The following is a 25405-nucleotide window of genomic DNA, read 5'->3' on the forward strand; positions in this document are numbered from 1 at the left end:
GGCAGCTCGCTCAGAACAACCCCGAGCGCTACCTCCCCGACCTCGCCACCTCACTCACCAACCTCGGCGTCACGCTCTCGGAACTAGGTCGCCTAGACGAGGCCCTTCCCGTGACCGAGGAAGCTGTGCGTATCCGTCGGCAGCTCGCTCAGAACAACCCCGAGCGCTACCTCCCCGACCTCGCCACCTCACTCACCAACCTCGGCGTCACGCTCTCGGAACACGGTCGGGAGGAGGAAGCCCAACAAGCTTGGGAAGAGATACGACGCTTGGGTCCGTCGTCATGAAGTTTGCTAGCCGTGCGAGGGGTTAGTCCGTCAGTTCGTGGCCCGGGCGGCCGGGGCGGGTCGGCCCGGAGAGGCCGCATGCCCGGCCCGGATCGACCGGCGGCGGCCGCGGAGCGGGCGCCCTTGAAGACGTAGAGAAAGTTCTCATCGAGTACGGGTGAGGCCCTGCTGACCTGGGCTTATGGGATGAGTTTGGTGATGGTTCGGCGGGTTTGGTCGGCGAGGCTTACGGCGGCGCCTAGGCGGTTGTCGATGGTGAGGTGTGCGGCCTGGGGTGGGTCTTGGGTGTTGAGGCCGGCGGTGTACTCGTCCCAGTGGGCGAGTTTCCAGCCGTCGCGGGCGGCGTCGCGCAGCTCGATGTACTCGTGCATGGTGTCGACGTCGCTGTGCACCCAGATCGCGGTCACGTCGACGCCCTTGGCCTGGCATCGGTGGGTGAGGCGCGGCAGCCATGTCGGGTTGTTGAGTTCGTCGATGAACGGTGCCGCGAGGATGATCGACACTCCGCAGTCGATGTTGGCGTAGGCGGCGTTCATCATGCACCGGTACTCGTGCGGGCGGACCTCGGCGCGGTAGAGGTCGGTGTGGCGGTCGTGCGGGTCGCCGTTGAGCGAGATGAGCAGGCGCTCGGCCAGGCGGCGGGTGAGGGCGTCCTTGTCCAGGAAGGCCCAGCCGGACAGGTCGGACAGGAAGCGGGCGAACTCGGTCTTGCCGGATCCGGCGTAGCCGCCGACCAGGACGAGGGTGGGGTTGCCTCCGGCGTTTGCGACGGCTCGGCCGTGCCAGGCGTTCGCCAGACGGGTGGTGAGCGGGACGGTGTCGGGGAAGAACGGCGAGAGATCGAACGGCGCGCCGTCTGCGCCCGCGGTCCTGCCGCGGGTCTCGGCCGCCATGCGCTCCAGGACAGTCAGGGTGACGTTGTGGGCGCGCGCGAGGTGGGGCAACCAGTCGTCGGGGATGCGCTCGCCGCGCTCCCAGCGGGAGATCTCGTGTCGGGTGAGGGTGTCAGAGCCGATGAGAGCGCACAGCTCGGCCGCGAGTGCGCTTTGGCTTCTGCTGCCGCGTAGGCGCCTGAGGTAGGCGCCGAACTCTCGTCGCTTCTCGGTGGTCATGCCGTGGCCACCTCCCGTCATTGAGTGTGGCCCACACCTGGCCCCCTGTCAGGCTCCTTTGTCAATCGTGATGCGGCGGAAGGCTGGTGGTCATGTCGTTCGGGCCTGCTCGGCGGGCTCGCCGTTCGATCGCAAGGACACCCACGATGCAGACACGTGCGCCAAGGGAAGACGCGGTTCTCCGCCAGCTCCAGGAGGAGTTCACGGGGCATCGCATCTGGAGGTCTCGACGCTGGGACGGGCAGGCCGGCGACTGGGTCGCGACGTTGCTCGACCGGGCGGCGGGTGTCGACCCGACGGTGATCCGGTCGGACGCTGAGGCGTTGCGGGCGGCGCTCGTGGAGGAGCGCGAGCGCGCGGCCGGTACGGCCAAGAGGGCCTGGTGATGGCGTCCGCTCCCGTGCCATCACCGGACGGGGCCGCTGGTGAGTCAGGGGCGGCCCTGGGGGAGGTTGAGGCGGCGCGGTCGGTGCTTGTACCCCCGGATGCACTGGCCGCGTCGCCTCGGCCGTGGCGGGCTCGTCTGTACCTCGGGCGGCTGCGTCGTGCGCTGCGCCGGGACGGGTGGGCGGTTGAGCGCAGGTATGCGGAGTCGCCCGCGATGCTGCGGGTGCACTCGGCGGACGCGCCGTGTCTAGGGGACAGCATCACGGTCGTCCGCGGGGATGGCGGCTGGTGGTTCCGGTCGAGTACCGGTGACCTGCTCGCCCCCTGCTGTTGCGTCGACCTGGCCGCTTCGGCGGTGGTGGCCTCGCTGCTGCCGCCGTGGCTGGGCCTGGCGAAGCGGGTTCGGAGTCCAGGCGGCAAGTGATGGATGCCGGGGCGGCGCTGGTCGAGCTCGAAACGCGTTTCGGGGTGCCGTGCTGGTGGGGGACGTACACGTGGGCGTACTGGGCGATGGTGCCCGCGCGCGGGCGGTGGCGCCTGGTGGAGGCGCTGACGCTGCGAGAGCTGGCCGTGGCCATCCAAGCGTCGGACGGGTGGCCTTGGCCGTGAGGACGACCGCGCGGCAGGGTAGACGGCTGGGGTGTCGTCGGACGGCCCCTGCCGCGCGGTCCTCTACATGAGGTCGGCCGGGACGGTGATGGGCTCGCCGGGGCCGGCGGCTACGGCGGCGATGATGCGGCGGGCGGTGTCGGTCGCGTCGGTCTGGTCGGTATGGATGATCGCGTTGAAGACCGGCGTCTCGGCCGTGGCTCGGAGGTCGGCAAGGGTCTCGTCCCATGCTCGGAGGCGCTTGGGGGTGTCGCTGTCGCCTCGGTGCTCGGAGCGCTTGGCACAGACCTCGCGTGGCACCCAAAGCAGGACGGACGTCCAGGCGAGCGGGACGGCGGCGCGTAGGCGTTGCAGGTCGGCGACGTTGCCCATGTGGACCACTGGGACGCGGTCGGCGTCGACCAGGTCGGCGATGTCCTGGCGGTCGATGGCGTAGACGTTGCCGTAGCGGTGGGTCTCGACGACCAGGCGGCCCGAGCTGCGGAGCTTCTCTCGTTCCTCTTCTGAGACGAGTCGGTAGCCGGTGCTGCGGCCGCTACCAGTCTTGAGCTTTGGCAGTAGGGCGTACCGGTCGTCCAGGCGAGACAGTTCGGCCGTGGTGGTGTCCTTGCCGCTGGTCGGCGGGCCGTACAGGATCACGCCGGGGCTGGTCATGACAAGACCCTACGCAGGGCTTCGCGCGTCTGGTCCGCGATGCTGATCGCTGCGCCTAGGCGGTTGTCGACGGTGAGGTGAACGCCGGGCGGGCTGGTGTCGGTGTTGAGTCCGGCGGCGTACTCGTCCCAGTTCGCCAGCTTCCACGCGTCGCGCGGGGCGTCGCGGAACTCGATGTACTCGCGCATGGAGTCGACATCGCACCGGACCCAGATCACCGCGACGTCCACGCCCTTAGCCTTGCACCGGTTGGTGAGGCGCCCAAGCCATGCCTCGTCGTTGAGTTCGGAGATGAACGGGGCGGCGAGGATCGTGGATATGCCGCAATCGATGTTGTCGTTTGCGGTGTCCATGAGGCATTTGTATTCCAGGGGCCTGACTTCTTTAAGGTAGAGGTCGGTGTGGCGGTCGTGGGGGTCGCCGTCCATCGAGATCAGGAGTCGTTCGGTGAGGCGGCGGGTGATCGAGTCCTTGTCCAGGAATGCCCATCCGGACACGTCGCCGAGGAAGCGCGCGAATTCCGTCTTGCCCGACCCGGCGTAGCCTCCGACCAGGACGAGTGTGGTGGTGCCGATGCTGCCGCTCATGGCTCGGCCTCGCCAGGCGCTGACCACCCGGGCCTTGAGGGCGTCGCCGGCGGTGGGGTCCCGGTCCTGGGTCTGGTCGGAGACGCGGTCGAGCCCCTGTGTGATGGCGTTGGCGGCGTCCTCGGTGGCCGCGGGGCTGAGTGGGGCGGGGAGCGGGAGCGTCAGGTCTCCGGTCTCCTCGCCGGGGAGCGGAAGGCGAAAGCCAAGCTCGGGCTCGGTGGCCTCGTACATGAGGCAGTAGGCGCGGCGGTAGTGCGGCCCCGGGTACATGCTGCCGCTCTCGTGGCCCCATAGCGTCTGAAAGTTCGCCGCGACTCTGAGCCCGCCCCGCTCGGCCGCTACGCGCAACTTGTCCCCGGCGGCCTCAAGACTCAGGCCGTGGGTCTCTCGACGCTCCCGCAGTTTCGTGGGCTGCCAACCAGGACGCTGCTTGGTCGTGGTCATTCGTGGCCTTCCGTTTCGCCGCAGATGTCGGCACATATGCGCATGTCCCGAGCGTCTGCCATGGGGGTGTGAAAGCGGACGTATAAACGGACGTGAAAGAACCCGATGAGCGAATAGTGATGGGCTGGAAGCCTCCCCTGACACGAATATTGCTGTGTCGGATGAGAGTCGGATCACAGCAGGAGGCGATCGCCAGTGGCGGGCGGCGACGAGCAGGGGCGGATACCGCAAGAGCTGTTGGAGATGGTTCTTGCCGAGCTGGACGAGCTCATTTGCCGGGCTGACCAGCTCGCGGAGGCTCTGGGAAAACGGCCCGCTCGATCCGAGCGACCCGCTCTCCGAGATCGCGGATGGCGGTGAGGACCTCCGTGAGCTGCTTCGTCGTCACGTCGTCCTCGCCGGTCGCCGGCGCGGTCTGGACGGACGGCGGGGCGTCGGCCTGGTCGCGGACGAACACGCCCTTGCCCTGCTGGCCGATCACGGCCCCTTCGGTCCGCAACACGCTGATGGCGGCCTTCACGACCCCGGCGGACACGTCGTACTCCTCGCGGAGCCGGGCCGTCGACGGTAGGGCCTGCCCGGCGGCGAGTCGCCCGTCCCGGATCTGTTGCCGCAGGTCATCGGCTATCTGCAGGTACCCGGGCCGTCCGGTCCTCTCGACCACTCATCTGCCTTCCGTCGGGGGCTCCGACTCAAGTTCAGCACACCCGACCCGCCAAGAAAACCATGCCGTCCTTGACAGCTTGGACGACTAGGTCGACTATGTTGTCTAAGTGGTCTTCGGAACTCTGGAGGTTCCTCGTGCGCAACATCCCGGTGGATCTGTCGGCGCTGACGTTCGTGTGCGTGTCGGCGCCGCGTCCCAAGCTGGTGAATCAGGAGACGGGGGAGGTGAAGGTGGATCGGGACGGTAAGACGGTGTTCACGGTCGGGTTGTCGGCGGCTGATGCCATGGGGCGGGTCGAGTTGGTGAACGTGTCGGTTCCGGGCGATCAGGACGTGAGTATCGGTCAGATCGTGACGCCGGTGGGGCTGGTGGCGTTCCCGTGGGAGCAGGTCATCGGCGGTCAGAAGCGGTGGGGTGTGGCCTACCGGGCGTCGCGGATCGCGGTGGCCGGTCCGGTGGCGGTGCCGGACGCTCCTGCGCCCTCGTCCGCCTCGTCCGCTGCTGCGGCGGACGTGGCCTGAACGGCGGCCCGGTCATGACTGACTTCTACCTGGTGCTCGGGGTCCTGGCCGCTGCGGCGGCCGGGCTCTGGGCCTGGCGCCGGTGGCATCCGGTGTCGTTCTGGTACGGCGTCGGCTTCCCGGTCCGCGCGGTGCTGGTGTACCTGACGTGGCATCACGTCGCCTCGGGCTGCAAGCTGACCCGCAACCGGCGCCGGTTCCGGCTCACCCTCGACGCCGTCCCGGTCGTGGGGCCTGCGGCTCGCAACGCCGCGACGGTGGTCGAGCAGAAGCGGCGGGTGCGGCGGGTCGACGTCGAACGCGCCCCCCGCCTGGGCATCCTGCGTCCGACCCGGCTCGGCTGGCGTATGCGGCTCCGGCTGCACGACGGGCAGGTACCGGCGGACTACGAGAAGGCGGCCGAAGGCATCGCGCACGCCTGGCGCGTGCACTCGGTGCGAGTGGTCGACGTCCGGCCCGGCTACGTCACCCTGTGGGCCACCATGCGTGACCCGCTCACCGAAGTGACGCTGACGCCAGTGCCTGCGGAACTGCTCAAGGTGCGTCCCGGCAAGCTGGAGAACGGGGCCGACTGGGTGATGGACTTCCGCACCGTCCCGCACTGGCTCAACGCCGGGGCGACCCAGTCCGGCAAGTCCAACCTGGCCAACGCCATCATCCGTGACCTGGCCCCGCAACCGGTCGCGTTGGTGGGCTTCGACCTCAAGGGCGGGGTCGAGTTCACCCCGTACGCGCCGCGCCTGTCGGCGCTGGCCACCAACCGCAAAGAGTCCGTCGACCTGCTGTCCGATCTCGTCGGCGAGCTGGAGAACCGGATGGCGACGTGCCGTGCGCATGGTGCCCGCAACGTGTGGACGCTGCCGGAGGGGCTGCGGCCGGTGCCGGTGGTGGTCCTGGTGGATGAGGTCGCCGAGCTGTTCCTGATGGCCGACAAGTCCGAGAAGGAGGAGGTGTCGCGGACGGCTACCGCGCTGTTGCGGGTGGCGCAGCTCGGGCGGGCGTTCGCGGTCTACCTGATCGTGTGCGGTCAGCGCATCGGCTCTGACCTCGGCCCCGGCGTCACCGCGCTGCGCGCCCAGCTCTCCGGCCGGGTCTGCCACCGCGTCAACGACCCGGAAACGGCGAACATGACGCTCGGCGACCTGGACCCGGCCGCCCTGGACGCGGCCCGCGCCATCCCGGCTGAGACTCCGGGCGTGTGCGTGGTCGCCGGCCAGGACGGCGCCTGGCACCGTGCCCGCTCGGTCTACGTCCCCGAACACGCGGCCGAACAAGCCGCGCGTGAGTACGCGCACCTGACCCCGGACTGGACCGCCTTGGTCGGCTCCGTCCCGGTCATCCGCCCCGCCGCCTAACCGGCCCCGGCTTCCTCTCTTCCCTGTGGCTCGGCGTGAGCCCTGATCGCGCCACGTCCCTACCCGCCCATGCCCGAAACCGCCTCTGGAGGCTTCCCGATGACTGCTCGCATCCGCGTCCTTCGTCCCCGTCCTCGCGCCCGGTTCGCCGTCGTCTCGGCCCCGTCCTCCGGCTCGTCCTCGCCGTCCTCGGTGTCGTCCTGGGACGTGTGGCCGGTCGGCGTCGAGTGGGACGAGTTCCTGTCCCTGCACGTCGCCCGCTGCCAGCGCTGCGCCGACTCGTTCGCCTCGTCCCGCTCCGGGGAGGCCGACGCCTGGGCCGACACCCACCACTGCGACCCGGAAATGGCCGCGCTGCTTGCCCTGGTCGACATCCGGCGGGCGGCATGACCCGCCGCATCCTCGCTGCGGTGGCCGACTCGGCGCCGGTGGTGATCCTGGCAGGGATCGCGGCGGCGGGGTCGTTCACCCATATCCGCGACACCGCCACCGACCACGGTCAGCGCGGGTGGATGGCCTGGGCCATCGCGGTGTGCATCGATCTGACCTGCGTCATGGCGGCGGGGGAGCGACAGCGCGACAAGCGCACCGGGCGGGACACGGGGCGGCTGTCGTGGCCGACGCTGGTCCTGGTCGGCGGCATCCTGCTGTCGCTCGCCGCGAACCTGGCGCAGGCGGACCGGTCGGTGTGGGGCTGGATCACCGCCGGCACCCCCGCCCTGGCCTTCCTCGTCGCCGTCTCCATGCTGGAGCGCCGCAAGACCGTCCCGGCCCCGGCGAACGAACAAGCTCCGGCGGCGGCCCCCGTCCCCGTTTCGTCCGTCCCGTCCCCGGACACGTCCGCCGTCCCGTCCTCGGCCCCGTCGCCGTCCTCGCCATGGGTGGTGTGGGAGGACGACCGTCCTCAGACCATCGACACCGTCCCGGCCGCCCGGCCCGTCCAGGGCGCCCGAACCGGCGGGGCCGACGTCGACCAGGACGAGCAGGACGGGCAAACCGCAATCCCCGTCCCGGTCCCCGTCGCCGACGAATCCGCGGCGCCCGAATCCGAATCCGCTCCGGCGGCTCCGCTGGTCGATTTCGCGCGCCGTGTCGCCTCCGAGCACCGAGACCGGCACGGCAAGCCGATCACCCGTGACGAGCTGCGCGCCCGGCTCGGGGTGTCCAACCAGCTCGCGTCCGACCTGCTCCGCCAGATCCGCACCGAACCCGCACCCGTCGCCTGACCGCCTGACTCGCCTGGAGGCATCGCACCATGACCGCGCACTCGATCCCGATCCCCGCCGTTCCCGGCGACCTGTTCGCCCGCCACCAGGCCATCACCGGCCTGCGCGCTCTAGCCGACTTCCTGGAAGCCAACCCGGCCGTCCCGGTCCCCGAATACGGCGAGACCTTCGACGTCTTCCCCCGCCCCTGCCACGACACCTGCTCGGCCGCCCTCGTCGACGACGTCGCCGCACTCCTGGGCGTCGAGCCCGACGACGACCGGCCGCTCGGCGGGCACTACACCGCCTCCCGCTCCTTCGGCCGCATCACCTACCGCATCGTCCACGTCCCCGACCGCAACCGCCGCCAGCACGAAGCACACATGACCTACCGCGACAACATCCGCCTCGACCAGGACGACCAGGGCGACGCCGGGCGGGTGGCCTGATGCGCGCCGTGCGCGGCTGGGCCGTCTGGGGCTGGGCCTGCGCCACCTGCGGCGGCGGTGGGATCGCCTCCGACGGGTCGACCTGCCCCGACTGCGACGGCCACGGCCACACGCTCTGAGGGGGATGCCTCGATGTTTCTGCGCCGGTGCGGCTTCGTCGCCTTCTGGCTCGTGCTGGGCCTGTTCGTCCTCAACCACCCCGAGAACGCCGCGCACGCCGTCGGGCCATCTTCGGCGGCCTGGCGCTGCTGGCCGACGCGCTGTCGCGGTTCGTGACCGCGTTCTGAGCCGCCCCCGGCGCGGCCCACAAGCCGCCAAGCAAGAGCGCCGCGCCGGGGGCTCGTCTCCACCAGCCACCTGAACGGATAGGGAGACCCGTCCATCGTGCCGCATGCTGCACCACACGTTTCCGAGATCGCCGCGCGCGACATGGCCGAACGGTTCAACCGGCCCGACTTCCGCGCTTGGGCGCGCCGCGCCCACACCACTGGAGGATGCGCCCAACCGATCCACCTGCGCGGCGGCGTCGACCACATCGACCCCATGACCGGCGCCGTGCTGCATCGCTACTCGACCGCTCGCGAGCCGGGCGGGGTGCTGCGGGTGGCGTGCAAGACCCGGCGCGCCTCGCGGTGCCCGGCCTGCGCCGAGACCTACCGCGCCGACACCTACCAACTCGTCCGCGCGGGCCTGGTCGGCGGCAAAGGCGTCCCGGACACGGTCACACGGCATCCGGCGGCGTTCGTCACGCTCACCGCGCCCTCGTTCGGGCCGGTGCACTCCCGCCGCACCGGGGCCGGCGGCGCGGTCGTGTCCTGCCACCCCCGCCGCAACGGCGGCACCTGCCCACACGGGCGGCCCGTCTCTTGCACCGTCCGCCACTCGAAGGAAGACCCTCGCCTCGGGCAACCGATCTGCCCGGACTGCTTCGACTACTCCGGCGCCGTGCTGTGGAACGCCCACGCTCCGGAGTTGTGGCGGCGATTCACCTTGGCCTTCCGGCGGTACGTCGCGCGGTCGGCGGGTCTGCTCGTCCGCGAGTTGCGCGAGGTGCTCACCGTCTCCTTCGCCAAGGTCGCCGAGTATCAGCGGCGCGGCCTGGTCCACTTTCACGCCGTCATCCGCCTCGACGGACCCTGCGGCCCCGACGCACCCCCGCCCGCCTGGGCAACGCATGAGCTTCTCAAGGCGGCCGTCGACCACGCGGCCGGGGCCGTGAGCGTGTCGACTCCGGCGGCGGGCGACGTCCCGGCCATGACGCATGCGTGGGGCTCTCAGGTCGACGTGCGGCCGATCACGACTACCGGGGAGCTGACCGACAACGCGGTGGCGGGCTACATCGCCAAGTACGCCACTAAAGCCGCCGAATGCGTCGGCACCCTCGACCGCCGGATCAGGGCAACCGATGACCTGGCCGACCTGCCCGTGACCGCGCACGCCCGGCGACTCATCGCCGAATGCCTCCGCTTGAGTGCCCTCGACGAATACGCCGGGCTGCGGCTGGCCGAGTGGGCTCACATGCTCGGCTTCCGCGGCCACTTCTCCACCAAATCCCGCCGCTACTCGACCACCCTCGGCGCGCTCCGCCAAGCCCGTATCAACCACAACCAGCGCGAACACGCCCACGAGATCACCACCGGACGCCTGCCCTTTGACGACGACCAGGTCCTCGTCGTCGCGCACTGGCGCTACCTCGGGCAAGGCATGACGCCCGGCGAAGCACTCCTCACCGCCGCACTCACCGGCAAGCCGCTGGCGACCCTCACCACCGACGAACGGAGTCCCGCATGCCCAAGCTCCTGCTGACCGTCCCTGAGGCAGCCCGAGCACTCTCCATCTCGCGCAGCAAGCTCTACGAACTCCTCGCCTCCGGCGCCATCCGTTCCGTCCGCATCGACGGATCGCGCCGCATCCCCCTTGACGCCCTCAACGCCTACATCAAAACCCTCATGGGAGAGGCAGCCTGATGACCAAGACCGCCCTGGCCAACCCGGAAGAGCCACGCAAGCCCGGCAAGAGCACGCCCAAGCTCCGCGACGGGATCATGAAGCGCGGCAAGACCTGGTACTACGTCATCCGCGTCACCGACCCGGAAACCGGCATCTCCAAACCGAAGTGGGTCGGAGGGTTCCCGACCGACGACGCTGCGAAGGAGGCTCGCGACGAGGCACGGGTGAAGGCGCGGCGCGGTGAGTACATCGACCGCAACGCCGTGACCGTGGGGGAGTACCTGGACGAGTGGCTTGACGCTCACGCCGTCGAGGTCAAGCCCAAGACCCTCGCCAACTACCGCTACCTCGTCGACCAGCACGTCAAGCCGAACATCGGCGGCCTGCGCCTCCAAGCCGTCCGGCCCGGCCAGATCTCCAAGCTCTACCGCGACCTCGTCACCACCGGGGGCAAGCACGGCAAGGGCCTCTCGCCTCGGACGGTCGCACACGTGCACTCGGTGCTTCGGAAGGCGTTCAACGATGCCGTCCGGGTTGATGAGCTGATCGCGTCCAACCCCGCGGAGCGGGCGAAGCGGCCTCGGCTCCATCGCAACGAGCCGGGGAAGGTCTGGACGCCCGTGCAGCTCCGGGCCTTCCTCACCACTGCTGAGGGGCATCGGCTGTCGGCGTTCTTCCGCCTGGCCGCGTACACCGGGGCTCGTCGCGGTGAGCTGCTTAACCTGCGGTGGCCAGACGTCGACCTGGAGGGCGCTTCCGTCCACATCCGGGGCTCGGTCGGGTTCGTCGCCGGCGAGCGCATCGAAGGAACGACCAAGAGCGGACGGTCCCGCGTCGTGAGCATCGACCCCGGCACGGTCGACGTCCTCAAGGCTCACCGCAAGCGCCAGCTCGCCGACAAGCTCAAGGCGGGGGAGTCCTGGAAGGGCGTGGAGGATGGACACGTATTCGCGACGGGATGGGGCGAGCCAATCCATCCGGACACGGTCTCGTCCCTTATGGCGACGCTGATCAAAGAGCACAACGGAACGGACGGCGTCGAGCCTCTCCCGCACGCCCGGCTTCACGACCTTCGCCACGTCCACGCGACGACGCTGCTCCTGGCGGGCGTCCCCGTCCACGTCGTGGCCGCCCGGCTCGGGCACGCTGACCCGGCCATCACGCTGCGGGTCTACGCCCACGTGGTCAACGAGCAGCTCGCCGAAGCAGCGACGATCTTCGCGGACCGGATCGACGGTGCGGCGTAGGCCCTGCTGTTAGCAAACCCGTTAGCAAGAAGCCCCCTTCCATGATCGGAAGGGGGCTTTGAGCTGGGAGCCGGCGAGGGGACTTGAACCCCTAACCTTCTGTTTACAAGACAGATGCTCTGCCAATTGAGCTACGCCGGCGGGCTCGTCCCGCATCGTAGTCGACCGCGTGGGGGGTTCGCGCGGGGGTTTCGGCGCGGCGTGCGGCGCCTGCTGGGGCGGGGTGCGCGCGGGTGAGCAGGTGTTGCGCGGCTCGGGGTGATTTGCGGTGGGGAGTGGGCACACCGGGTGCAGCACTCTGAAGGAGGGCACGTGAACATCACCGGGATCATCACCGCGATCGTCATCGGGGCGATCATCGGGGCGCTGGGGCGGCTGCTGCTGCCGGGACGGCAGCCGATCGGCATCCTGCTGACCGTGCTGATCGGGATCGTGGCGGCGATCGTGGGGACCGCGATCGCGCAGAAGGCCGGGGTCGCCACGACGTCGGGGATCGACTGGATCGAGCTGGTGTTCCAGGTCGGGCTGGCCGTGGTCGGGGTGGCGGCCGTCGCGGCGTGGCGGCGGAACCGGGGCCATACCAGATGAGTTAGCCGAAGCACTCGTCGGGCGGCCCCTGCTTGGGCGGGGGCCGTCCGGACTCTCGTGGACGAGCCCGGTGGGACTGGCTTTGTGGCTCTGGCGCTCTTGTACGCCGTTGGTCGCTGCGGTGGGCTGGGGTGTGGGAGGCGATGATGGGGACGGTGGCCGGGCCTTCGGGGGCGGAGGCGGTGCGGTGGTGGATGCGGATGATGCGCGATCCGATGGACGCCTACGGCGGCCTGTTCCGCCGGTACGGCGACGCGGTGCGGCTGCCGCGTGACCGGAGGCGGGCGCTGTACCTGTTGTCGCGGCCGGAGCACGCCGAGCATGTCCTGGTCGCGAAGCAGGACAACTACGTCAAGGCGTTCACGTATCGGCCGCTGCGGGTGTTTCTCGGTGACGGGCTGCTGACCAGCGAGGGTGAGACGTGGCGGCGGCACCGGCGGCTTGTGCAGCCGGCCTTCGCGCAGCGGCACGTGACCGCGTTCGCGCCCGGGGTGGCCGGGGTCGCGGCGCGGGGCATCGGGCGGTGGCCGGACGGCGTGATGCTGGATGCCGCCGCGCACATGCGCCGGATCACGTTGGACGTCGTCGGGCGCGTGCTGTTCGGCAGCGAGCTCGCCGGGGAGTCCGACGCCACCGGCCGGGCGCTGGCGAATCTGCAGCGCAGCGCCGTGATCGGCATCGGTGCGACGTCTCTGGGGGACGCGGGAATGCGCCGGGTGTTCCGTCTGGTGCCGGGGGCGCAGCGGGCGGGTGCGCAGCTCGACGGAATGGTGCGGCGGGTGATCGATGAGCGCCGCGAGGCGGGCCCCGGCGAGGAGCCGGACCTGCTGGACCTGCTGATGCGCGACGTTGAGGCGCCGCTGTCGGACGCGGAGTTGCGCGACGAGGTGCTGACGCTGCTGCTGGCCGGGCACGAGACGACCGCCGCCGCGCTGACCTGGACGTTGATCCTGCTGTCGCGCTATCCGGCGGCGCGCGACCGGCTGGAGGCGGAGGTCGACGGGGTCCTCGGCGACGGCCTGCCGGACGCGAAGGAGCTGGACCGCCTGCCGTGGACGCGGGCCGTCCTGTCGGAGTCGATGCGGCTCTACCCGCCCGCGTGGACGATCGAGCGGGACGCGGTCGCCGACGACGACGTCGCGGGGGCGGAGGTGTCGGCGGGCTCGACCGTCGCGATCTCGCCCTATCTGCTGCATCGCAATCCGGATCTGTGGCCCGATCCGGAGGGGTTCCGGCCCGAGCGGTTCCTCGGTGAGCAGGACCGTCCCCGCCACGCCTACCTGCCGTTCGGCGGCGGGCGGCGCATCTGTGTCGGGGCGGGTTTCGCGATGATGGAGGCGGTGCTGGTGCTCGCGCTGATCGCCAGGGAGGTCCGTCTGGATCTCGCGCCGGGCGTCGCCGTCCCGTCGCGGGCGGAGGTGACGCTGCGGCCGGCGCGGCCCGTCCCGATGCGCGTGTCGCGGCGCTAACTGGACGGCTAATCGAAAAGGGGTCTTGGCAAAAGGGTCGGGCGGCCCTACATTCCGGGAGCGGCGGTAAGCGGGCGCTTGCCGCGTCCACCCCGGGAGGCTCCTGTGAAGAGGTACACCCGCGCGCTGCGCGGCCTGGCCGCGGCGGCGCTCGCGTCCCTGCTCGGCACCGCGGCGGTCGCGGCGCCCGCGCAGGCGGCCGAGAAGTACCCGCCCGGCGACGTCGGGACGTCGCTGGCGAACTTCTTCAACAGCCCGGACGCGGTCGCCGGCGCCAACGACTGGAACTGCAAGCCGAGCCCCGAGCACCCGACGCCGGTCGTGCTCGTCCATGCCACGTTCGTGAACCTCGGCACGAACTGGAGCGTGCTGTCGCCGATGCTGGCGAACGAGGGCTACTGCGTCTTCGGCTTCAACTACGGCATGACGCAGCTGTCGTTCGACCGGATCGGCGGGCTCGGCGACATCGCGGAATCCGCGAAGACGCTGGACACGTTCGTCGACAAGGTCCTCGCCGCGACCGGCGCGAAGCAGGTCGACCTGGTCGGGCACTCGCAGGGCGGGATGATGCCGAACTACTACATCAAACGGCTCGGCGGCGCCCCCAAGGTCCGCACGTTCGTCGCGCTGGCGCCCAGCAACCACGGCACGACCATCCTCGGCATCGTCGACCTGGGCAAGACGCTGAACCTGCTCGGCTTCGCCAACCAGGTTCTGACCGAGGCGGGCGCGCCCGGGCTCGTCCAGCAGGAGGCCGGGTCGGACTTCCAGAACGCGCTGTTCGGCGACGGCGACACCGTTCCCGGGCCGCGTTACGTCGTGATCGAGACCAAGAACGACATCGTCGTCACCCCGTACACGAACGCGTGGCTGAAGGGGGACGGCGTCACCAACGTCCTCGTCCAGGACCAGTGCCCGGACGACTATGTCGGCCATGTCGGGATGTTCAACGACAGTCCGGTCATGCAGGACGTCCTTAACCAGCTCGGTGCGAACGCCCCCGGGTTCAAGCCGACGTGCACCGGCTACGGCCTGCCCATGTGACCGCTCAGCCGGAAGCCTGTTCCACCTTCCGGGTCTTCGGCACTGGGAGGCGGAACAGGCCGCGGAACGCGCGGACGGCTTCGGCGTCGCCCGACAGCGAGGCGCTCCCGTCCTCGATCGCCGTGCCCAGCGACGACCGGCCCGACGCCATCGCGATCAGCACGTCCTCGCTCATCGCGATGGACGCGTCGGGCCGCTGCGCCGGGCCGTGGACCATCCGGACCTCGCCGTCGTCGACGAGCGCGTGGAACACCTCGTCCCCGACGCGGAACTCGTAGACCAGATGCAGGCCGGCCGAAGCGTCCGGGACGAAGCAGGCCTCCATGCCGAGCACCGCCCATCCGGGATGGAACGTCTCGCCCTCGCGCGGTTCGCCGAGCGCCCACGTCATGCCCCAGCGCGCCAGCGCCAGCACCGCCGGGCCCAGCTCCTCGCCCGCCTCGGTGAGCGCGTACGCGGCGGCGCGGGCGGGCGGCGGCAGCGTGACCTTGTGCGCGAGCCCCTCGCGTTCGAGGTGCTTCAGCCGCGCCGCGAGCAGCCCGGTGCCGAGGCCGCGCAGGCTCGCCTGGAGGTCGCCGAACCGTTTCGGCCCGGTCAGCAACTCGCGGATCAGCAGCAGCGTCCAGCGCTCGCCGATGATGTCGAGGGTCCGCGCCGTCGCGCAGTACTGGTTGTAGGTCCGCTGCTCCACCGCATCACTCTAAGCGCCCGCCGCCAGGATCAGCCCTGCCAGGACGTCCGGGTGGGTGAGCATGACGTCGTGCGGGCCGTCGATCGGGACCGTCCGGTATCCGATGGCCTTGCCGCACTGCTCGAACGGGACGGTCTGCGGCCGGCAGAAGATCGCCGTGCCGGGGATGCGGTCGACGGCGCCGGTGAGCCGGGTCGGCTCGCTGAACGTGCGGGCCGGCTGCGGGCGCATGCGGTCGGACAGCCAGGCCGCGTCGTCCGGGTCGTCGATGCCGACGGCGGCGGGCGGGGGGACGGCGATCCGCCCGTCCGACGTGCGGTCTTGCAGCGCCTGGACGAACGGGCCGGGCGCCAGGTCGTACAGGCTCGTCCCGTCGGGCCCGGCCCAGCCGTCCACGAGGACGATACGGCGCACGCGTTCGGGCCTCTGATCGGCGGCCTCCCGGACGACCAGCCCCGCATAGCTGTGCCCGACGAGCACGACGTCGTCATCGACACCGTCCAGCGCCGCGACGACCTCGCCGGCGTGGTCATGGAGCCCGACGTCTCCCTCCCCGAGCGCGGGGGCCAGCGTGCGGGCACCGGCATCGTGCAGCAGCGGGATCACCCGGTCCCAGGACCAGGGGCCGTGCCAGGCGCCGGCGACGAGGACGAACGTGGTCATGAGGAAGCCTCCATGCGGACGAGGGGACGGACGCGACCGGCGAACTCTTCGAGGGCGGTTTCGTAGTCGTCGGTCGCGAAACGGACCACGATGTGGCGGGCGCCCGCCTCGACGTACCGGTTGAGCCAGGCGGCGGCGTCCTCCGGCGTGCCGGCGAACATCGCCTGGATCGAGGAAATGAACTCCAGCGGTGCGTTGTAGTAGCGCTCGATGCTCTTCCGGAGCCGCTCCCGCGCGCGCTCTGGGTCGTCGTCCAGGCAGAACGTCGCGTACAGGGCGGGAGTGACCGAGCGCTGCGCCGCGTGCTGAATCGTGTCCGCCTCCTGCGCGTAGGTGCCGTGGTCGGGCGGATAGGGCAGCCAGCCGTCCGCGATGCGGGCGACACGGCGCAGCGCGGGCCCGCCGCCGGCGAGCCAGATCGGCGGGCCGCCGGGCCGGGCTGGCGGCGGCGCGATGCTGACGTCCTCGAACGCGAAGTGCTCGCCCTTGAACGAGGCGGCCTCCCCGGACCAGAGCAGCCGCATCGCCTCGATCGACTCCTCCAGCCGGCGGCCCCTGGTCGCGAAGTCGACGCCGAGCGCCGCGAACTGCGCCCTGGTCGCGTCGGTCGGGAAGCCCGCGCCCATGCCGGCGATCACCCGTCCGCCGCTGAGCCGGTCGAGGGTGCCGAGCTGGTGCGCGAGCAGGATCGGGTGCCGCAGCGCGGGCAGCAGCACCGCCGTGCCGAGCGCCACCCGTTCCGTGGCCTGCGCCACGGCCGCGAGGACGAGCAGCGGGTCCGCCCGCTGCCGGGTGATGGGGCTGTCGCCCGCCCAGACCGAGTCGTAGCCGAGCGTTTCGGCGATTCGCGCCTGTTCGACGAGCCGGTGCGGCGCGTGCTCGCCCGTGACGGTCTGGTCGCGCGTCGGCAGCAGGTAGCCGAACCGTGTCTCCGCCATGAGTCACCTCCGTGGTCGTTCCGGAGTGATCCTAGACATTGACTTCCTGTTTTTGAAGTCTAAGATTCAATTTCAAGAAGTCCATCGAAGGGAGCACGGATGACAGCGCCGCTCTACACGGCGGAGGCGCGGGTGACCGGCGGCAGGAACGGGCACGGCCGCACGTCCGACGGCCGCCTCGACCTCACCCTGCGGATGCCCAAGGAGATGGGCGGCGACGGCGAGGGCGTCAACCCCGAGCAGCTCTTCGCCCTCGGCTACGCCTCCTGCTTCGGCTCCACGCTCGGCGTGCTCGGGCAGCGCAAGGGCCTCGCGGCGGACGACGCCGTGATCGACGCGAAGGCGATGCTCATCCCGTCCGGAGGCGGCGCCTTCAAGCTGGGCGTCGAACTCGCCGTCGAACTGCCCTCGCTCACCGGCCCCCAGGCGGCCGACCTGGTCCGCGCGGCGCACCGGTCGTGCCCGTACTCGAGCGCGACCCGCGGCAACATCGACGTCGCGATCACCGTCAACGGGACGCCCCTGTAGCCGCCGCCCGTTCCTCCCGCCGGTCCCGGCCCCGCGCCCGGACCAGCGGGAGGAACATCTCGTCCACGATCTCCACCAGCACCCCGTCGGGCACCGGACGGTCGGTGAGGAGCATCTCGTGCCGGACGAGGTCGGCCGGCATCCTGGCGATCCGCGGCGTCACCGCGTCCATCGAGACCTCGCCCCGCCCGGCGGCGCGGCGCAGGATGACCGCCATCGCGTCCGGGATCACCTCGAACGTCTCGGGGCCCAGTTGGTGGGCCTCCGCCATCAGGCCGTGGACCAGGTCCGAGCCGAACTCCTGGAAGCGCCGCGCCATGTACCGCAGGACGGCCAGGACGTCGTCGCGCAGGTTCCCCGTGTCCGGCACGTCGTCGGCGAGCGAGGCGTACCGGTGCCGCATCGCGGCCAGCGCGAGGTCGGCCCGGTTCTGCCAGCGCCGGTAGATCACCTGCTTGCCGGTCCGCGCGCGCGCCGCGACGTTCTCGATGGTCAGCCCCGCGTAGCCGGACGCGTCGAGCTCGTCCCAGACCGCGTCCAGGATCGCCGCCTCCAGTGCGGGCCCGCGCCGCCGCGCCTTCGCCTCCCCGGTCACGGGTCCTCCTCACATAAGAGACCTTGCGTCTCTTGTTCGGGCCAGCCTACACTCCCGGTCGTTAGAGACGGTCCGTCTCTTAAGGGAGGCCAGCATGACCACCGGCACCCGCGCCGCCGCGCCCGGAAGGCTCGACCCCGCCCTGCTCAAGCTCGCCGGGATCCTCGTCGCCGGGGCCATCGCCCCGCTGCTCGACAGCACGATCGTCAACGTCGCGATCGCCCGGCTCGGCCACGACCTGCACGCCCCCGTGGCCACGATCCAGTGGGTGATCACCGCCTACCTGCTCGCCCTCGGCATGGCGATCCCGCTGACCGGCTGGGCCGAGGGCCGGTTCGGCGCCCGCCGGATGTGGCTGTCCTCCCTCGGCCTGTTCCTGCTCGGCTCGGTCCTGTGCGGGCTCGCCTGGAACGTGGCCTCGCTGATCGCCTTCCGCGTCCTGCAGGGCGCCGGCGGCGGACTGATGATGCCGGTCATGCAGACCCTGCTGATGCGCGCGGCCGGAGGCCGGCAGATCGGCCGGCTGATGGCCGCGATCAGCATGCCCGCGCTGGTCGGGCCGATCCTCGGCCCCGTCGTCGGCGGCCTCATCGCGGGCAACGCCGGCTGGCGGTGGATCTTCTACGTCAACGTGCCGCTGTGCCTCGCCGCCCTGGCCCTCGCCTGGCGCGGCCTGCCCGACACCCCGCCGCGCGGCGGCGCCGGGCCCGACATCACCGGCATGGTGCTCCTGTCGCCCGCGCTCGCCGCGTTCATCTACGGGCTCTCGCAGGTGAAAGGCGGATTCGGGCGCCCCTGGGTGCTCGTCCCCCTCGCCACCGGGACCCTGCTGCTCGCCGCGTTCACCGTCCACGCGCTGCGCACGCCGGCCGAACCCGCCATCGACCTGCGCCTGTTCCGCAAGCGCGCGTTCGCCGCGTCGGCGGCCCTGCTGTTCCTGTCGGGGCTGTCCCTGTTCGGCGCGATGCTGCTGCTCCCGCTCTACTACCAGCAGGTCCGCGGCCACGGCGTGGTCGAGGCCGGTCTCCTGCTCGCGCCGCAGGGCCTCGGGAGCCTGCTCGTCCGCACCCGCCTCGGCGCCCTCACCGACCGGCTCGGCCCCCGCCCGGTCGTGCTGGCCTGCCTCGTCCTGACCGTCCTCGGCACCCTTCCCTTCGCCGGGGCGGGGCCGGACGCCGGCGAATGGCTCCTCGGGGCGTCGCTGGTCGTCCGCGGGGCCGGGCTCGGAGGCGTCACCCTCGCCGTCATGACCGCCGCCTACCAGGGGCTCGGCCCGGCCGAGATCCCGCACGCCAGCAGCGCCACCCGGATCATCGTGCAGATCGGCGGCTCCTTCGGCGCCGCCGTCCTCGCCGTCGTCCTCCAACGCCAACTGGCCGGCGGAGCCGCCCCGTCCACCGCGTACGCGCACACCTTCTGGTGGTCCCTGGCCTTCACCGCCCTCGCCGTCGCCCCGGCCCTGGCGCTGGCCGGACCGGGCCATGCGGCGCGTTCACCAGCGGGTTCTTCGCGCCGAGGGGAGTGAGATTCATGTTTCTGTCCAAGTCGGCACTGTGGTGCGTGAATCTTTGATCTCATAGAGCAGCGAAATCAGCACATAGAGTCACGTCGGGTCTAGGGGGGACTATGGTCGGGGACTCGAAGGTGTCGCGGGACGGGGCGGGCCGGCGCGGGCGGGCCGATCGTCCCGGGCGTTATGCGCCGCTCGCGCGGGACGCGCGGTTCATGCGGCTCAGGAGGAGGTTCCTGCGGGCGGCCGCGGGGATCACGGTCGTGTTCTTCGGGTGGTACGCGGTGTACGTCGCGCTGTCGGCGTTCGCGCGGGGGTTCATGGCGCGGCAGGTCGCCGGACCCGTCAACGTGGCGCTGCTGCTCGGGCTGCTGCAGTTCGCGTCGACGTTCCTGCTGGCCTGGGGGTACGTGGCGTACGCGCGGCGGCGGCTGGACCCGCTGGCGGCGGAGCTCCGGGCGCGGCGCCCGCCGTCCTACGGCAACGGGGCGGCGCGGTGATGCCGGCGCTGGACGGGCGGGCGCTGACGTGCACGCTGTTCGTGGTGTTCGTGCTGATCACGCTCGGCATCACGGTGTGGGCGCGGGCCAACACGAGCGGCGCCGACGACTTCTACGCGGGCGGACGGACGTTCAACGGCGCCCAGAACGGGATCGCGCTGGCCGGCGACTACATGTCGGCGGCGTCGTTCCTCGGCATCGCCGGGCTCATCGCGCTGTCCGGATATGACGGGTTCCTGTACTCGATCGGCTTCCTGGTGGCGTGGCTGCTGACGCTGCTGCTGGTCGAGCTGATGCGCAACGCCGGGCGGTTCACGATGGCGGACGTGCTGGCGCACCGCGTGCGGAGGCAGGCGCCGGTGCGCCGCGCGGCGGTCGTGTCGACCGTGACGGTGTCGGTGTTCTACCTGCTCGCGCAGATGGTCGGGGCGGGCGCGCTGGTGTCGCTGCTGCTCGGCATCCACCGCGGGCGGGAGTTCCTCGGCATGTCCGCCGGGACGGCGCGGACCGCCACGATCGTCGCGGTCGGCGCGCTGATGATCTGCTACGTGATGTTCGGCGGGATGAAGGCGACCACCTGGGTGCAGATCATCAAGGCGGTGCTGCTGACGGCCGGGGCGCTGGTGCTGACCGTGCTGGTGCTCGCCCGGTTCGGCTTCGACTTCGGGTCGATGCTCGGGTCCGCCGCCGACGCCAGCGGCAAGGGCGAGGCGTTCCTGCGGCCCGGCCTGCGGTACGGCGCGGACGTGCCCGGCGACGCGTTCCAGACGATCGTCAACAAGCTCGACTTCATCAGCCTCGCGGTCGCGCTGCTGCTCGGCACGGCGGGCCTGCCGCACATCGTCGCGCGGTTCTTCGCGGTGCCGGACGCGCGGGCCGCGCGGACGTCGGTGTCGTGGGCGATCGGTCTCGTCGGCGTGTTCTACCTGATGACGCTGGCGCTCGGGTTCGGGGCGGCGGCGCTGGTCGGGCGGAAGGCGATCGTCGAGCAGGACCCGTCCGGCAACACCGCCGCGCCGCAGCTCGCGCAGGCGCTCGGCCGGCACCTCGGCGGGCAGGTCGGCGGCGACATCCTGTTGGCGTTCATCGGCGCGGTGGCGTTCGCGACGATCCTCGCCGTGGTGTCGGGGCTGGTGCTGGCGTCGTCGACGTCGCTGGGGCACGACTACTTCGGCCAGGTGCTGATGTTCGGGCGGCCGCGCGAGTCGCAGGAGGTGGCGGTGGCGCGGTTCGCCGCGTTCCTCGTGGGCTCGCTGGCCATCGTGCTGGCGGTCGTGGCGCGGAACCTGAACGTGGCGTTCCTGGTGGCGCTGGCGTTCGCGATCGCGGCGGCGGCGAACCTCCCGGCGATCGTGCTGACGCTGTTCTGGCGGCGGTTCAACTCGGCGGGCGTCGTCGCCGGCATCTACGGCGGCGTGATCAGCTCGCTGGTGCTGGTGTTCTTCTCGCCGGTCGTGTCGGGAAAGGTCGACCCGGTGACGGGGCAGAACCTGGCGCTCTTCCCGAAGGGCGTCGACTTCCACCTGTTCCCGCTGGAGAACCCGGGCATCGTGTCGATTCCGATCGGCTTCGCGTGCGCCGTCGCCGGGACGTTCCTCGGCCGCGAGAAGGCCGACCGGGCGCTGTACGACGACCTGTCGGTGCGGGCCCTGACGGGTGCCGGCTCCCACTGAGGCGAGCGCGGGCCGGCGCGGCGGCGGTTCCGGCGCGGCGGCCCGCGACGCGATCGCGCGGTCGGGTTACCATCGGTCGCGGACCTTGGTTACCGGCTGGTAAGGGACGGCTGACTCCGGGTGCGCGGACGACCCGATCCGCGCTGTCCCGGACCGTCCCCGAATGTGCCGAGTGCCCGGGCGTCCGATCGATCGCGTGGCAGAATGTCAGACCGCGCCGTGGACCACGGCGGGCGGCCGGGAGGAGGTGCGGCGGCGTGTCCCATGCCGGTCGGCGCCGTGCCCCGCGCGCACGCCCGGCGGCGCGGGCGGGTGCCCGGACGACCGCGGTCCTCGCCGTCCTCACCCTGGCCGCCGCGGTGGCGGTGCCCGCGTCCCTGGGGCACGACGAGGCCGATCCGGCCGCGCGCTCCGTCCGCGGCGCGGCGGCGGGCGCGGCGCTGCGGACCGCGACCGACCAGATCCGCGCCCGCGAATGGCACCTGACCGCGCTGCGCGCCCAGAAGGCCTGGCGCTACTCCAAGGGCGCCGACGTGACGATCGCCGTCCTCGACACCGGCGTCGACAAGGGCCACCCCGACCTCACCGGGCGGGTCGACACCGGGCCCGACCTGACCGGCGGCGCGCGCAGTCCCGGCGGCCGCTACTGGGGCCTGCACGGGACGTCCATGGCCAGCATCATCGCCGGCCACGGCCACGGGCCCGGCCTCGCCCAGGGCATGCTCGGGGTCGCGCCGCAGAGCCGGATCCTGTCCGTCCGGGTGACGCTGGAGAACAACGACCCGCTGCGCAAGGCCGGCGCCCAGGCCACCACCGGCGCCCGCGACGCCGTCGCCCTCGGCATCCGGTACGCGGTCGACCACGGCGCCGGGATCATCAACATGTCCCTCGGCGGCGGGCGGCAGTCCTACAACGGCAACCCCGCCCAGGAGAGCGCGATCAAGTACGCGCTGAGCAAGGGCGTCGTGCTGATCGCCTCGGCGGGCAACGACGGCTCCGGCGCAGACCGCAAGAACTTCCCCGCCGCCTACCCGGGCGTGATCGCGGTCGGCGCGCTGGACCGCAAGCTCCGCCTGTGGAAGGACAGCAACCGCAACTCGCACGCCGCCGTGTGCGCGCCCGGCGTCGACGTCGTGAGCGCCGACGCCAGCAACGGCTACGTCGTCGGGACGGGCACCAGCGCGTCGTCGGCGATGGTCGCCGGCGTCGCCGCGCTGATCCGCTCCCGCTACCCCAAGCTCAGCCCCGAGGAGGTCCGGCAGGCGCTGATCAAGGGGTCGCCGGCCCGCCGCGGCCACCCGACCGGCTCGCCGAACTGCGCCGGGACGGTCGACGCCGTCCGCGCCCTCGTCGCCGCGAACACGCTCAACAAGACCTCGCGGGGGCCGGTCGAGCCGGCGCCCGCAGCGTCCGCCACGCCGGCGCCCGCCGCCGACTCCCCGGCCGAGGACTCCGGCGTCCTGGTGCCGCTGGTGCTCGGCGGCGGCGGTGTGCTGGTGATCGTCGGGCTGGTGCTGGGCTGGCGGCAGCGGCGCCGCCCGGGCGACGAACCCGACGACGTGCTCCCGTTCGATGACGACGGGCTCCCCGACGACGACCCGACGCCCGGCTACCGGCTGCCCGGCGCGCCGTCCGAACCCGCCTCCATGGCGCCGCCCGGCGCGGTGCCCGGCGGGGCGCCGCCGATCCCGCCGGTCAACACGGCCCCGTTCCAGAGCTCGCACCCCTATGGCGGCCCCGGCCTGCCGCCTCCCGGCGCCTACCCGGACGCCCCGGCGTCGCCGCTTGGCCCGCCGGCTGGCCCGCCGTCCGCTCCGCCGCCCATGCACGGCCGGCCGCCCGTACCGGAACCGGTCGCCGAGGCGGAACCGTACGTGCCGGAGCACGCGCTCCCACCGGACCAGTGGGACGAGACGCCCTGGGAGACCGGCCCGCCGCACGACGGCACCCCGCCCGGACCGCCGAGCCGGCCCCCCGTCATGGCGAGCGAGCTGCGGCCGTTCGTGCCGGGCGAGTTCCCGGTCGGGGACTTCCCCGTCGGCGGGCCGAACGGCGCGCTCCCCGGCCCGGTGGAGGGCTTCTCCCCGAACGGGAGGCACCTGCGCGAGGACCGTCCGGCCAACGGCCACGACCACGGCAACGGCCGCCATCCCGCGAACGGACGCAACGGCCACAACGGCCATGACCCGCGCAACGGCCACGACTTCGGCAGCGAGGACCTGGGCGGCGGGCTCAACGGCTCGGCTCCGGGGGGCGCGGGCCCGGCGCCCGCCGACGACGTCCCGGCCCTCGACGACGAGGACTGGGAGAGGTTCCGGCGCAGCGCCCTGGAAGGATCCGGGCTGCCCGAGGCCGAGTTCCCCACCGCGCCGCAGGACCCGCCGGGAGCCGGGCCGCTGCCGCCCACCGCGCCGCCGCCCGCCGTACTGCCGCCGGACGACGCCTCCGCCGGCGGCTTCCCCGCGCCGCCGCCCGTCCCCCCGGTGCCGCCCGCCCCGCCCGCCGACCCCGGGGACGACGACCCGCGCGGCCGCCGGACCCACCGCCCGTACTCCTCCAACGAGGACGACGACTACCGTCCGCCCTGGTGGTGAGCACAGTGGTGGGCACCGCGGTGGGGGACTCCGACGGCGGCGCCGTACTCCGGCGGGCGTAGCGCGGGAGTCTCCCGCTGTCCGATTCGCACCCCCGGACCCGTCGCGCAGCATCGAACCATCCGCTCACAGGAAGGTCGATGAACGATGGTGACGACACTCGCGACGCATCCGGGCCCGTGGCACGACGGCGGCGCCCCCGGCTACTGGCCCATCTTCCCGATCATGTTCGGGCTGTTCTGGCTGGCCGTCCTCGGCACCGGGTTCTACCTGATCCGGAGCAGGACGGCGACGGCCGCCGCGTCCGCCGCCTCCGCGTCCGCGTCCGCCGCGCCCGACCCGCTGGCGAAGGCGCAGGCGCTCCTCGCCGAGCGGTTCGCGCGCGGGGAGATCGACGAGGACGAGTACCTCATGCGGCAGTCGACGCTGCGCAACGGCGGCTGACCGGCCGCGGTCAGTCCAGCCCGGCCTCTTCGAAGATCTTGTCGATGCCGTCCGGGTCCATCGGGTCCCGGGCGGCGGCGTCGGCGAACCGGGTGAGCAGCCGGGCGAACTCGGCGCGCTCGGTGTCGGTCCAGTCGTTCATCAGCCCGTGGTAGTAGGCGCGGCGGTACCGGTCGGCGACCTGCTTGACCCGGCGCCCGGCGTCGGTCAGCCCGAGGTTGGCGCGGCGCGCGTCGACGGGGGAGGGGCGCCGGGACACCAGCCCGGCGTCGATGGCGTGCCCGACCAGGCGGCTGGCGGTGGACGGGTCGATCTCCAGCCGGTCCGCGACGGCGCCGACGGTGATCTCGCAGGACGCCTCGCCGACGGCTTCGTCGGCGGTGTCGAGGGACGGTTCGCCGGACGGTTCGGGGGGCGGGTCGTCGGTGAGCGCGGCGACGGCGTTCACCACCATCAGGTTGGAGATCTGCAGGGGCCGCCCGCCGGGGCCGCCGGCGGTGCGCGCACGGATCCGCTTCATCATGTCGGGCTTGATCCAGACCCGGCGCAGGTGGAACAGGGCGGCCCCGATCGCGGCGAGGACGGGGTCCGGCCGGTCGCCGCTCACCGGGCGCCTCGGACCGTCGTCCAGCCTGCGGTCTCGTGGCGGGGCGTGTCCGTCGCCATGCAAGGGTCTCCCGTTCGGTTCCTGCCAC

The 25405-nt window shown here is 71.9% G+C and carries 29 protein-coding genes and 1 tRNA gene; 20 read left to right on the top strand and 10 right to left on the bottom strand.

Going from position 1 to position 25405, the window contains the following annotated elements:
• The coding region (locus ACA514_RS16650) for a tetratricopeptide repeat protein (protein ID WP_375042031.1) at positions 1-287 on the top strand (287 nt) is incomplete at its 5' end.
• Between the two features lie 179 nt (positions 288-466).
• Here the strand turns inward: ACA514_RS16650 and ACA514_RS16655 are convergent.
• Positions 467-1399, bottom strand: a complete 933-nt coding sequence (locus tag ACA514_RS16655) for an AAA family ATPase (protein ID WP_375042032.1) — start codon at positions 1397-1399, stop codon at positions 467-469.
• A gap of 146 nt (positions 1400-1545) precedes the next feature.
• Here ACA514_RS16655 and ACA514_RS16660 point away from each other — a divergent pair, with 146 nt between their 5' ends.
• Positions 1546-1785 carry a hypothetical protein gene (locus tag ACA514_RS16660; protein WP_375042033.1) on the top strand — a complete coding sequence of 80 codons (240 nt, stop codon included), beginning with the start codon at positions 1546-1548 and terminating at the stop codon, positions 1783-1785.
• A 421-nt stretch (positions 1786-2206) separates the two neighbouring features.
• On the top strand, positions 2207-2395 hold the full coding sequence (locus tag ACA514_RS16665; RefSeq protein WP_375042034.1) for a hypothetical protein: 189 nt from the start codon (positions 2207-2209) through the stop codon (positions 2393-2395).
• A gap of 63 nt (positions 2396-2458) precedes the next feature.
• Here ACA514_RS16665 and ACA514_RS16670 read toward each other — a convergent pair whose 3' ends face one another.
• The 3 genes from ACA514_RS16670 to ACA514_RS16680 form a co-directional block, all read right to left on the bottom strand.
• A complete protein-coding gene (locus ACA514_RS16670; protein ID WP_375042035.1) occupies positions 2459-3049 on the bottom strand; it encodes a guanylate kinase in 591 nt (196 codons plus the stop codon).
• Positions 3046-4080, bottom strand: coding sequence for an AAA family ATPase (locus ACA514_RS16675; RefSeq protein ID WP_375042036.1), 1035 nt, complete (start codon positions 4078-4080; stop codon positions 3046-3048). Before ACA514_RS16675 ends, ACA514_RS16670 begins: the two co-directional genes overlap by 4 nt.
• A 268-nt stretch (positions 4081-4348) precedes the next feature.
• A complete protein-coding gene (locus ACA514_RS16680; protein ID WP_375042037.1) occupies positions 4349-4744 on the bottom strand; it encodes a winged helix-turn-helix domain-containing protein in 396 nt (131 codons plus the stop codon).
• 137 nt (positions 4745-4881) lie between these two features.
• Between ACA514_RS16680 and ACA514_RS16685 the strand changes: the two genes are divergently transcribed.
• From ACA514_RS16685 to ACA514_RS16720, 8 genes are all read left to right on the top strand, one after another.
• Complete coding sequence (locus ACA514_RS16685; RefSeq protein WP_375042038.1) at positions 4882-5268, top strand: hypothetical protein; 387 nt, start codon at positions 4882-4884, stop codon at positions 5266-5268.
• 14 nt (positions 5269-5282) lie between these two features.
• A complete protein-coding gene (locus ACA514_RS16690; protein ID WP_375042039.1) occupies positions 5283-6623 on the top strand; it encodes an FtsK/SpoIIIE domain-containing protein in 1341 nt (446 codons plus the stop codon).
• A gap of 99 nt (positions 6624-6722) precedes the next feature.
• A complete protein-coding gene (locus ACA514_RS16695) occupies positions 6723-7013 on the top strand; it encodes a hypothetical protein (protein WP_375042040.1) in 291 nt (96 codons plus the stop codon).
• Positions 7014-7033: 20 nt separating this feature from the next.
• A complete protein-coding gene (locus tag ACA514_RS16700; RefSeq protein WP_375042041.1) occupies positions 7034-7849 on the top strand; it encodes a DUF2637 domain-containing protein in 816 nt (271 codons plus the stop codon).
• A 29-nt stretch (positions 7850-7878) separates the two neighbouring features.
• Complete coding sequence (locus ACA514_RS16705) at positions 7879-8277, top strand: hypothetical protein (protein ID WP_375042042.1); 399 nt, start codon at positions 7879-7881, stop codon at positions 8275-8277.
• A 429-nt stretch (positions 8278-8706) separates the two neighbouring features.
• Positions 8707-10083 (top strand): replication initiator, encoded by a 1377-nt coding sequence (locus ACA514_RS16710; protein ID WP_375042088.1) that lies wholly within the window; start codon positions 8707-8709, stop codon positions 10081-10083.
• Positions 10065-10244, top strand: a complete 180-nt coding sequence (locus tag ACA514_RS16715; protein WP_375042043.1) for a helix-turn-helix domain-containing protein — start codon at positions 10065-10067, stop codon at positions 10242-10244. The genes ACA514_RS16710 and ACA514_RS16715 overlap by 19 nt, the downstream gene beginning before the upstream one ends.
• Positions 10244-11473 carry a tyrosine-type recombinase/integrase gene (locus ACA514_RS16720; RefSeq protein WP_375042044.1) on the top strand — a complete coding sequence of 410 codons (1230 nt, stop codon included), beginning with the start codon at positions 10244-10246 and terminating at the stop codon, positions 11471-11473. Before ACA514_RS16715 ends, ACA514_RS16720 begins: the two co-directional genes overlap by 1 nt.
• Positions 11474-11541: 68 nt before the next feature.
• Here ACA514_RS16720 and ACA514_RS16725 read toward each other — a convergent pair.
• Positions 11542-11614, bottom strand: a tRNA-Thr gene (locus tag ACA514_RS16725).
• Between the two features lie 171 nt (positions 11615-11785).
• Here ACA514_RS16725 and ACA514_RS16730 point away from each other — a divergent pair.
• The 3 genes from ACA514_RS16730 to ACA514_RS16740 all read left to right on the top strand — a co-directional run bounded on the left by ACA514_RS16730 (position 11786) and on the right by ACA514_RS16740 (position 14574).
• Positions 11786-12061, top strand: a complete 276-nt coding sequence (locus ACA514_RS16730) for a GlsB/YeaQ/YmgE family stress response membrane protein (protein ID WP_375042045.1) — start codon at positions 11786-11788, stop codon at positions 12059-12061.
• A gap of 155 nt (positions 12062-12216) precedes the next feature.
• On the top strand, positions 12217-13530 hold the full coding sequence (locus ACA514_RS16735) for a cytochrome P450 (RefSeq protein WP_375042046.1): 1314 nt from the start codon (positions 12217-12219) through the stop codon (positions 13528-13530).
• A gap of 105 nt (positions 13531-13635) precedes the next feature.
• Complete coding sequence (locus ACA514_RS16740) at positions 13636-14574, top strand: esterase/lipase family protein (protein WP_375042047.1); 939 nt, start codon at positions 13636-13638, stop codon at positions 14572-14574.
• 4 nt (positions 14575-14578) lie between these two features.
• On the opposite strand, the gene ACA514_RS16745 is transcribed toward ACA514_RS16740, so the two are convergent.
• Genes ACA514_RS16745 through ACA514_RS16755 form a run of 3 tightly spaced genes read right to left on the bottom strand, consistent with a single transcriptional unit; the run spans position 14579 to position 16866 of the window.
• Positions 14579-15265 (bottom strand): winged helix-turn-helix transcriptional regulator, encoded by a 687-nt coding sequence (locus ACA514_RS16745; RefSeq protein WP_375042048.1) that lies wholly within the window; start codon positions 15263-15265, stop codon positions 14579-14581.
• 9 nt (positions 15266-15274) lie between these two features.
• Positions 15275-15928: an alpha/beta fold hydrolase gene (locus tag ACA514_RS16750; protein WP_375042049.1), complete on the bottom strand. Its 654-nt coding sequence runs from the start codon at positions 15926-15928 to the stop codon at positions 15275-15277.
• On the bottom strand, positions 15925-16866 hold the full coding sequence (locus ACA514_RS16755) for an LLM class flavin-dependent oxidoreductase (RefSeq protein WP_375042050.1): 942 nt from the start codon (positions 16864-16866) through the stop codon (positions 15925-15927). Before ACA514_RS16755 ends, ACA514_RS16750 begins: the two co-directional genes overlap by 4 nt.
• Before the next feature lie 99 nt (positions 16867-16965).
• Here ACA514_RS16755 and ACA514_RS16760 point away from each other — a divergent pair, with 99 nt between their 5' ends.
• Positions 16966-17394 (top strand): organic hydroperoxide resistance protein, encoded by a 429-nt coding sequence (locus ACA514_RS16760; protein ID WP_375042051.1) that lies wholly within the window; start codon positions 16966-16968, stop codon positions 17392-17394.
• On the opposite strand, the gene ACA514_RS16765 is transcribed toward ACA514_RS16760, so the two are convergent.
• Complete coding sequence (locus ACA514_RS16765; protein ID WP_375042052.1) at positions 17375-17989, bottom strand: TetR/AcrR family transcriptional regulator; 615 nt, start codon at positions 17987-17989, stop codon at positions 17375-17377. The two genes, ACA514_RS16760 and ACA514_RS16765, sit on opposite strands and share 20 nt — an antisense overlap.
• Positions 17990-18083: 94 nt before the next feature.
• Between ACA514_RS16765 and ACA514_RS16770 the strand changes: the two genes are divergently transcribed.
• From ACA514_RS16770 to ACA514_RS16790, 5 genes are all read left to right on the top strand, one after another.
• Positions 18084-19514, top strand: a complete 1431-nt coding sequence (locus ACA514_RS16770) for an MDR family MFS transporter (RefSeq protein WP_375042053.1) — start codon at positions 18084-18086, stop codon at positions 19512-19514.
• A 101-nt stretch (positions 19515-19615) separates the two neighbouring features.
• Positions 19616-19999 carry a DUF485 domain-containing protein gene (locus tag ACA514_RS16775; protein ID WP_375042054.1) on the top strand — a complete coding sequence of 128 codons (384 nt, stop codon included), beginning with the start codon at positions 19616-19618 and terminating at the stop codon, positions 19997-19999.
• A complete protein-coding gene (locus ACA514_RS16780; RefSeq protein ID WP_375042055.1) occupies positions 19999-21672 on the top strand; it encodes a cation acetate symporter in 1674 nt (557 codons plus the stop codon). The genes ACA514_RS16775 and ACA514_RS16780 overlap by 1 nt, the downstream gene beginning before the upstream one ends.
• A gap of 257 nt (positions 21673-21929) precedes the next feature.
• On the top strand, positions 21930-24266 hold the full coding sequence (locus ACA514_RS16785) for a S8 family serine peptidase (RefSeq protein ID WP_375042056.1): 2337 nt from the start codon (positions 21930-21932) through the stop codon (positions 24264-24266).
• Between the two features lie 147 nt (positions 24267-24413).
• Positions 24414-24710 carry a hypothetical protein gene (locus ACA514_RS16790; RefSeq protein WP_375042057.1) on the top strand — a complete coding sequence of 99 codons (297 nt, stop codon included), beginning with the start codon at positions 24414-24416 and terminating at the stop codon, positions 24708-24710.
• 10 nt (positions 24711-24720) lie between these two features.
• Here ACA514_RS16790 and ACA514_RS16795 read toward each other — a convergent pair whose 3' ends face one another.
• Entirely contained in the window at positions 24721-25317 is a 597-nt protein-coding gene (locus tag ACA514_RS16795; RefSeq protein WP_375042058.1) for a MarR family winged helix-turn-helix transcriptional regulator, read from the bottom strand.
• Between the last annotated feature and the right edge of the window lie 88 nt (positions 25318-25405).

Source organism: Actinomadura sp. NTSP31 (genome assembly GCF_041951385.1).
Classification (GTDB): domain Bacteria; phylum Actinomycetota; class Actinomycetes; order Streptosporangiales; family Streptosporangiaceae; genus Spirillospora; species Spirillospora napierensis.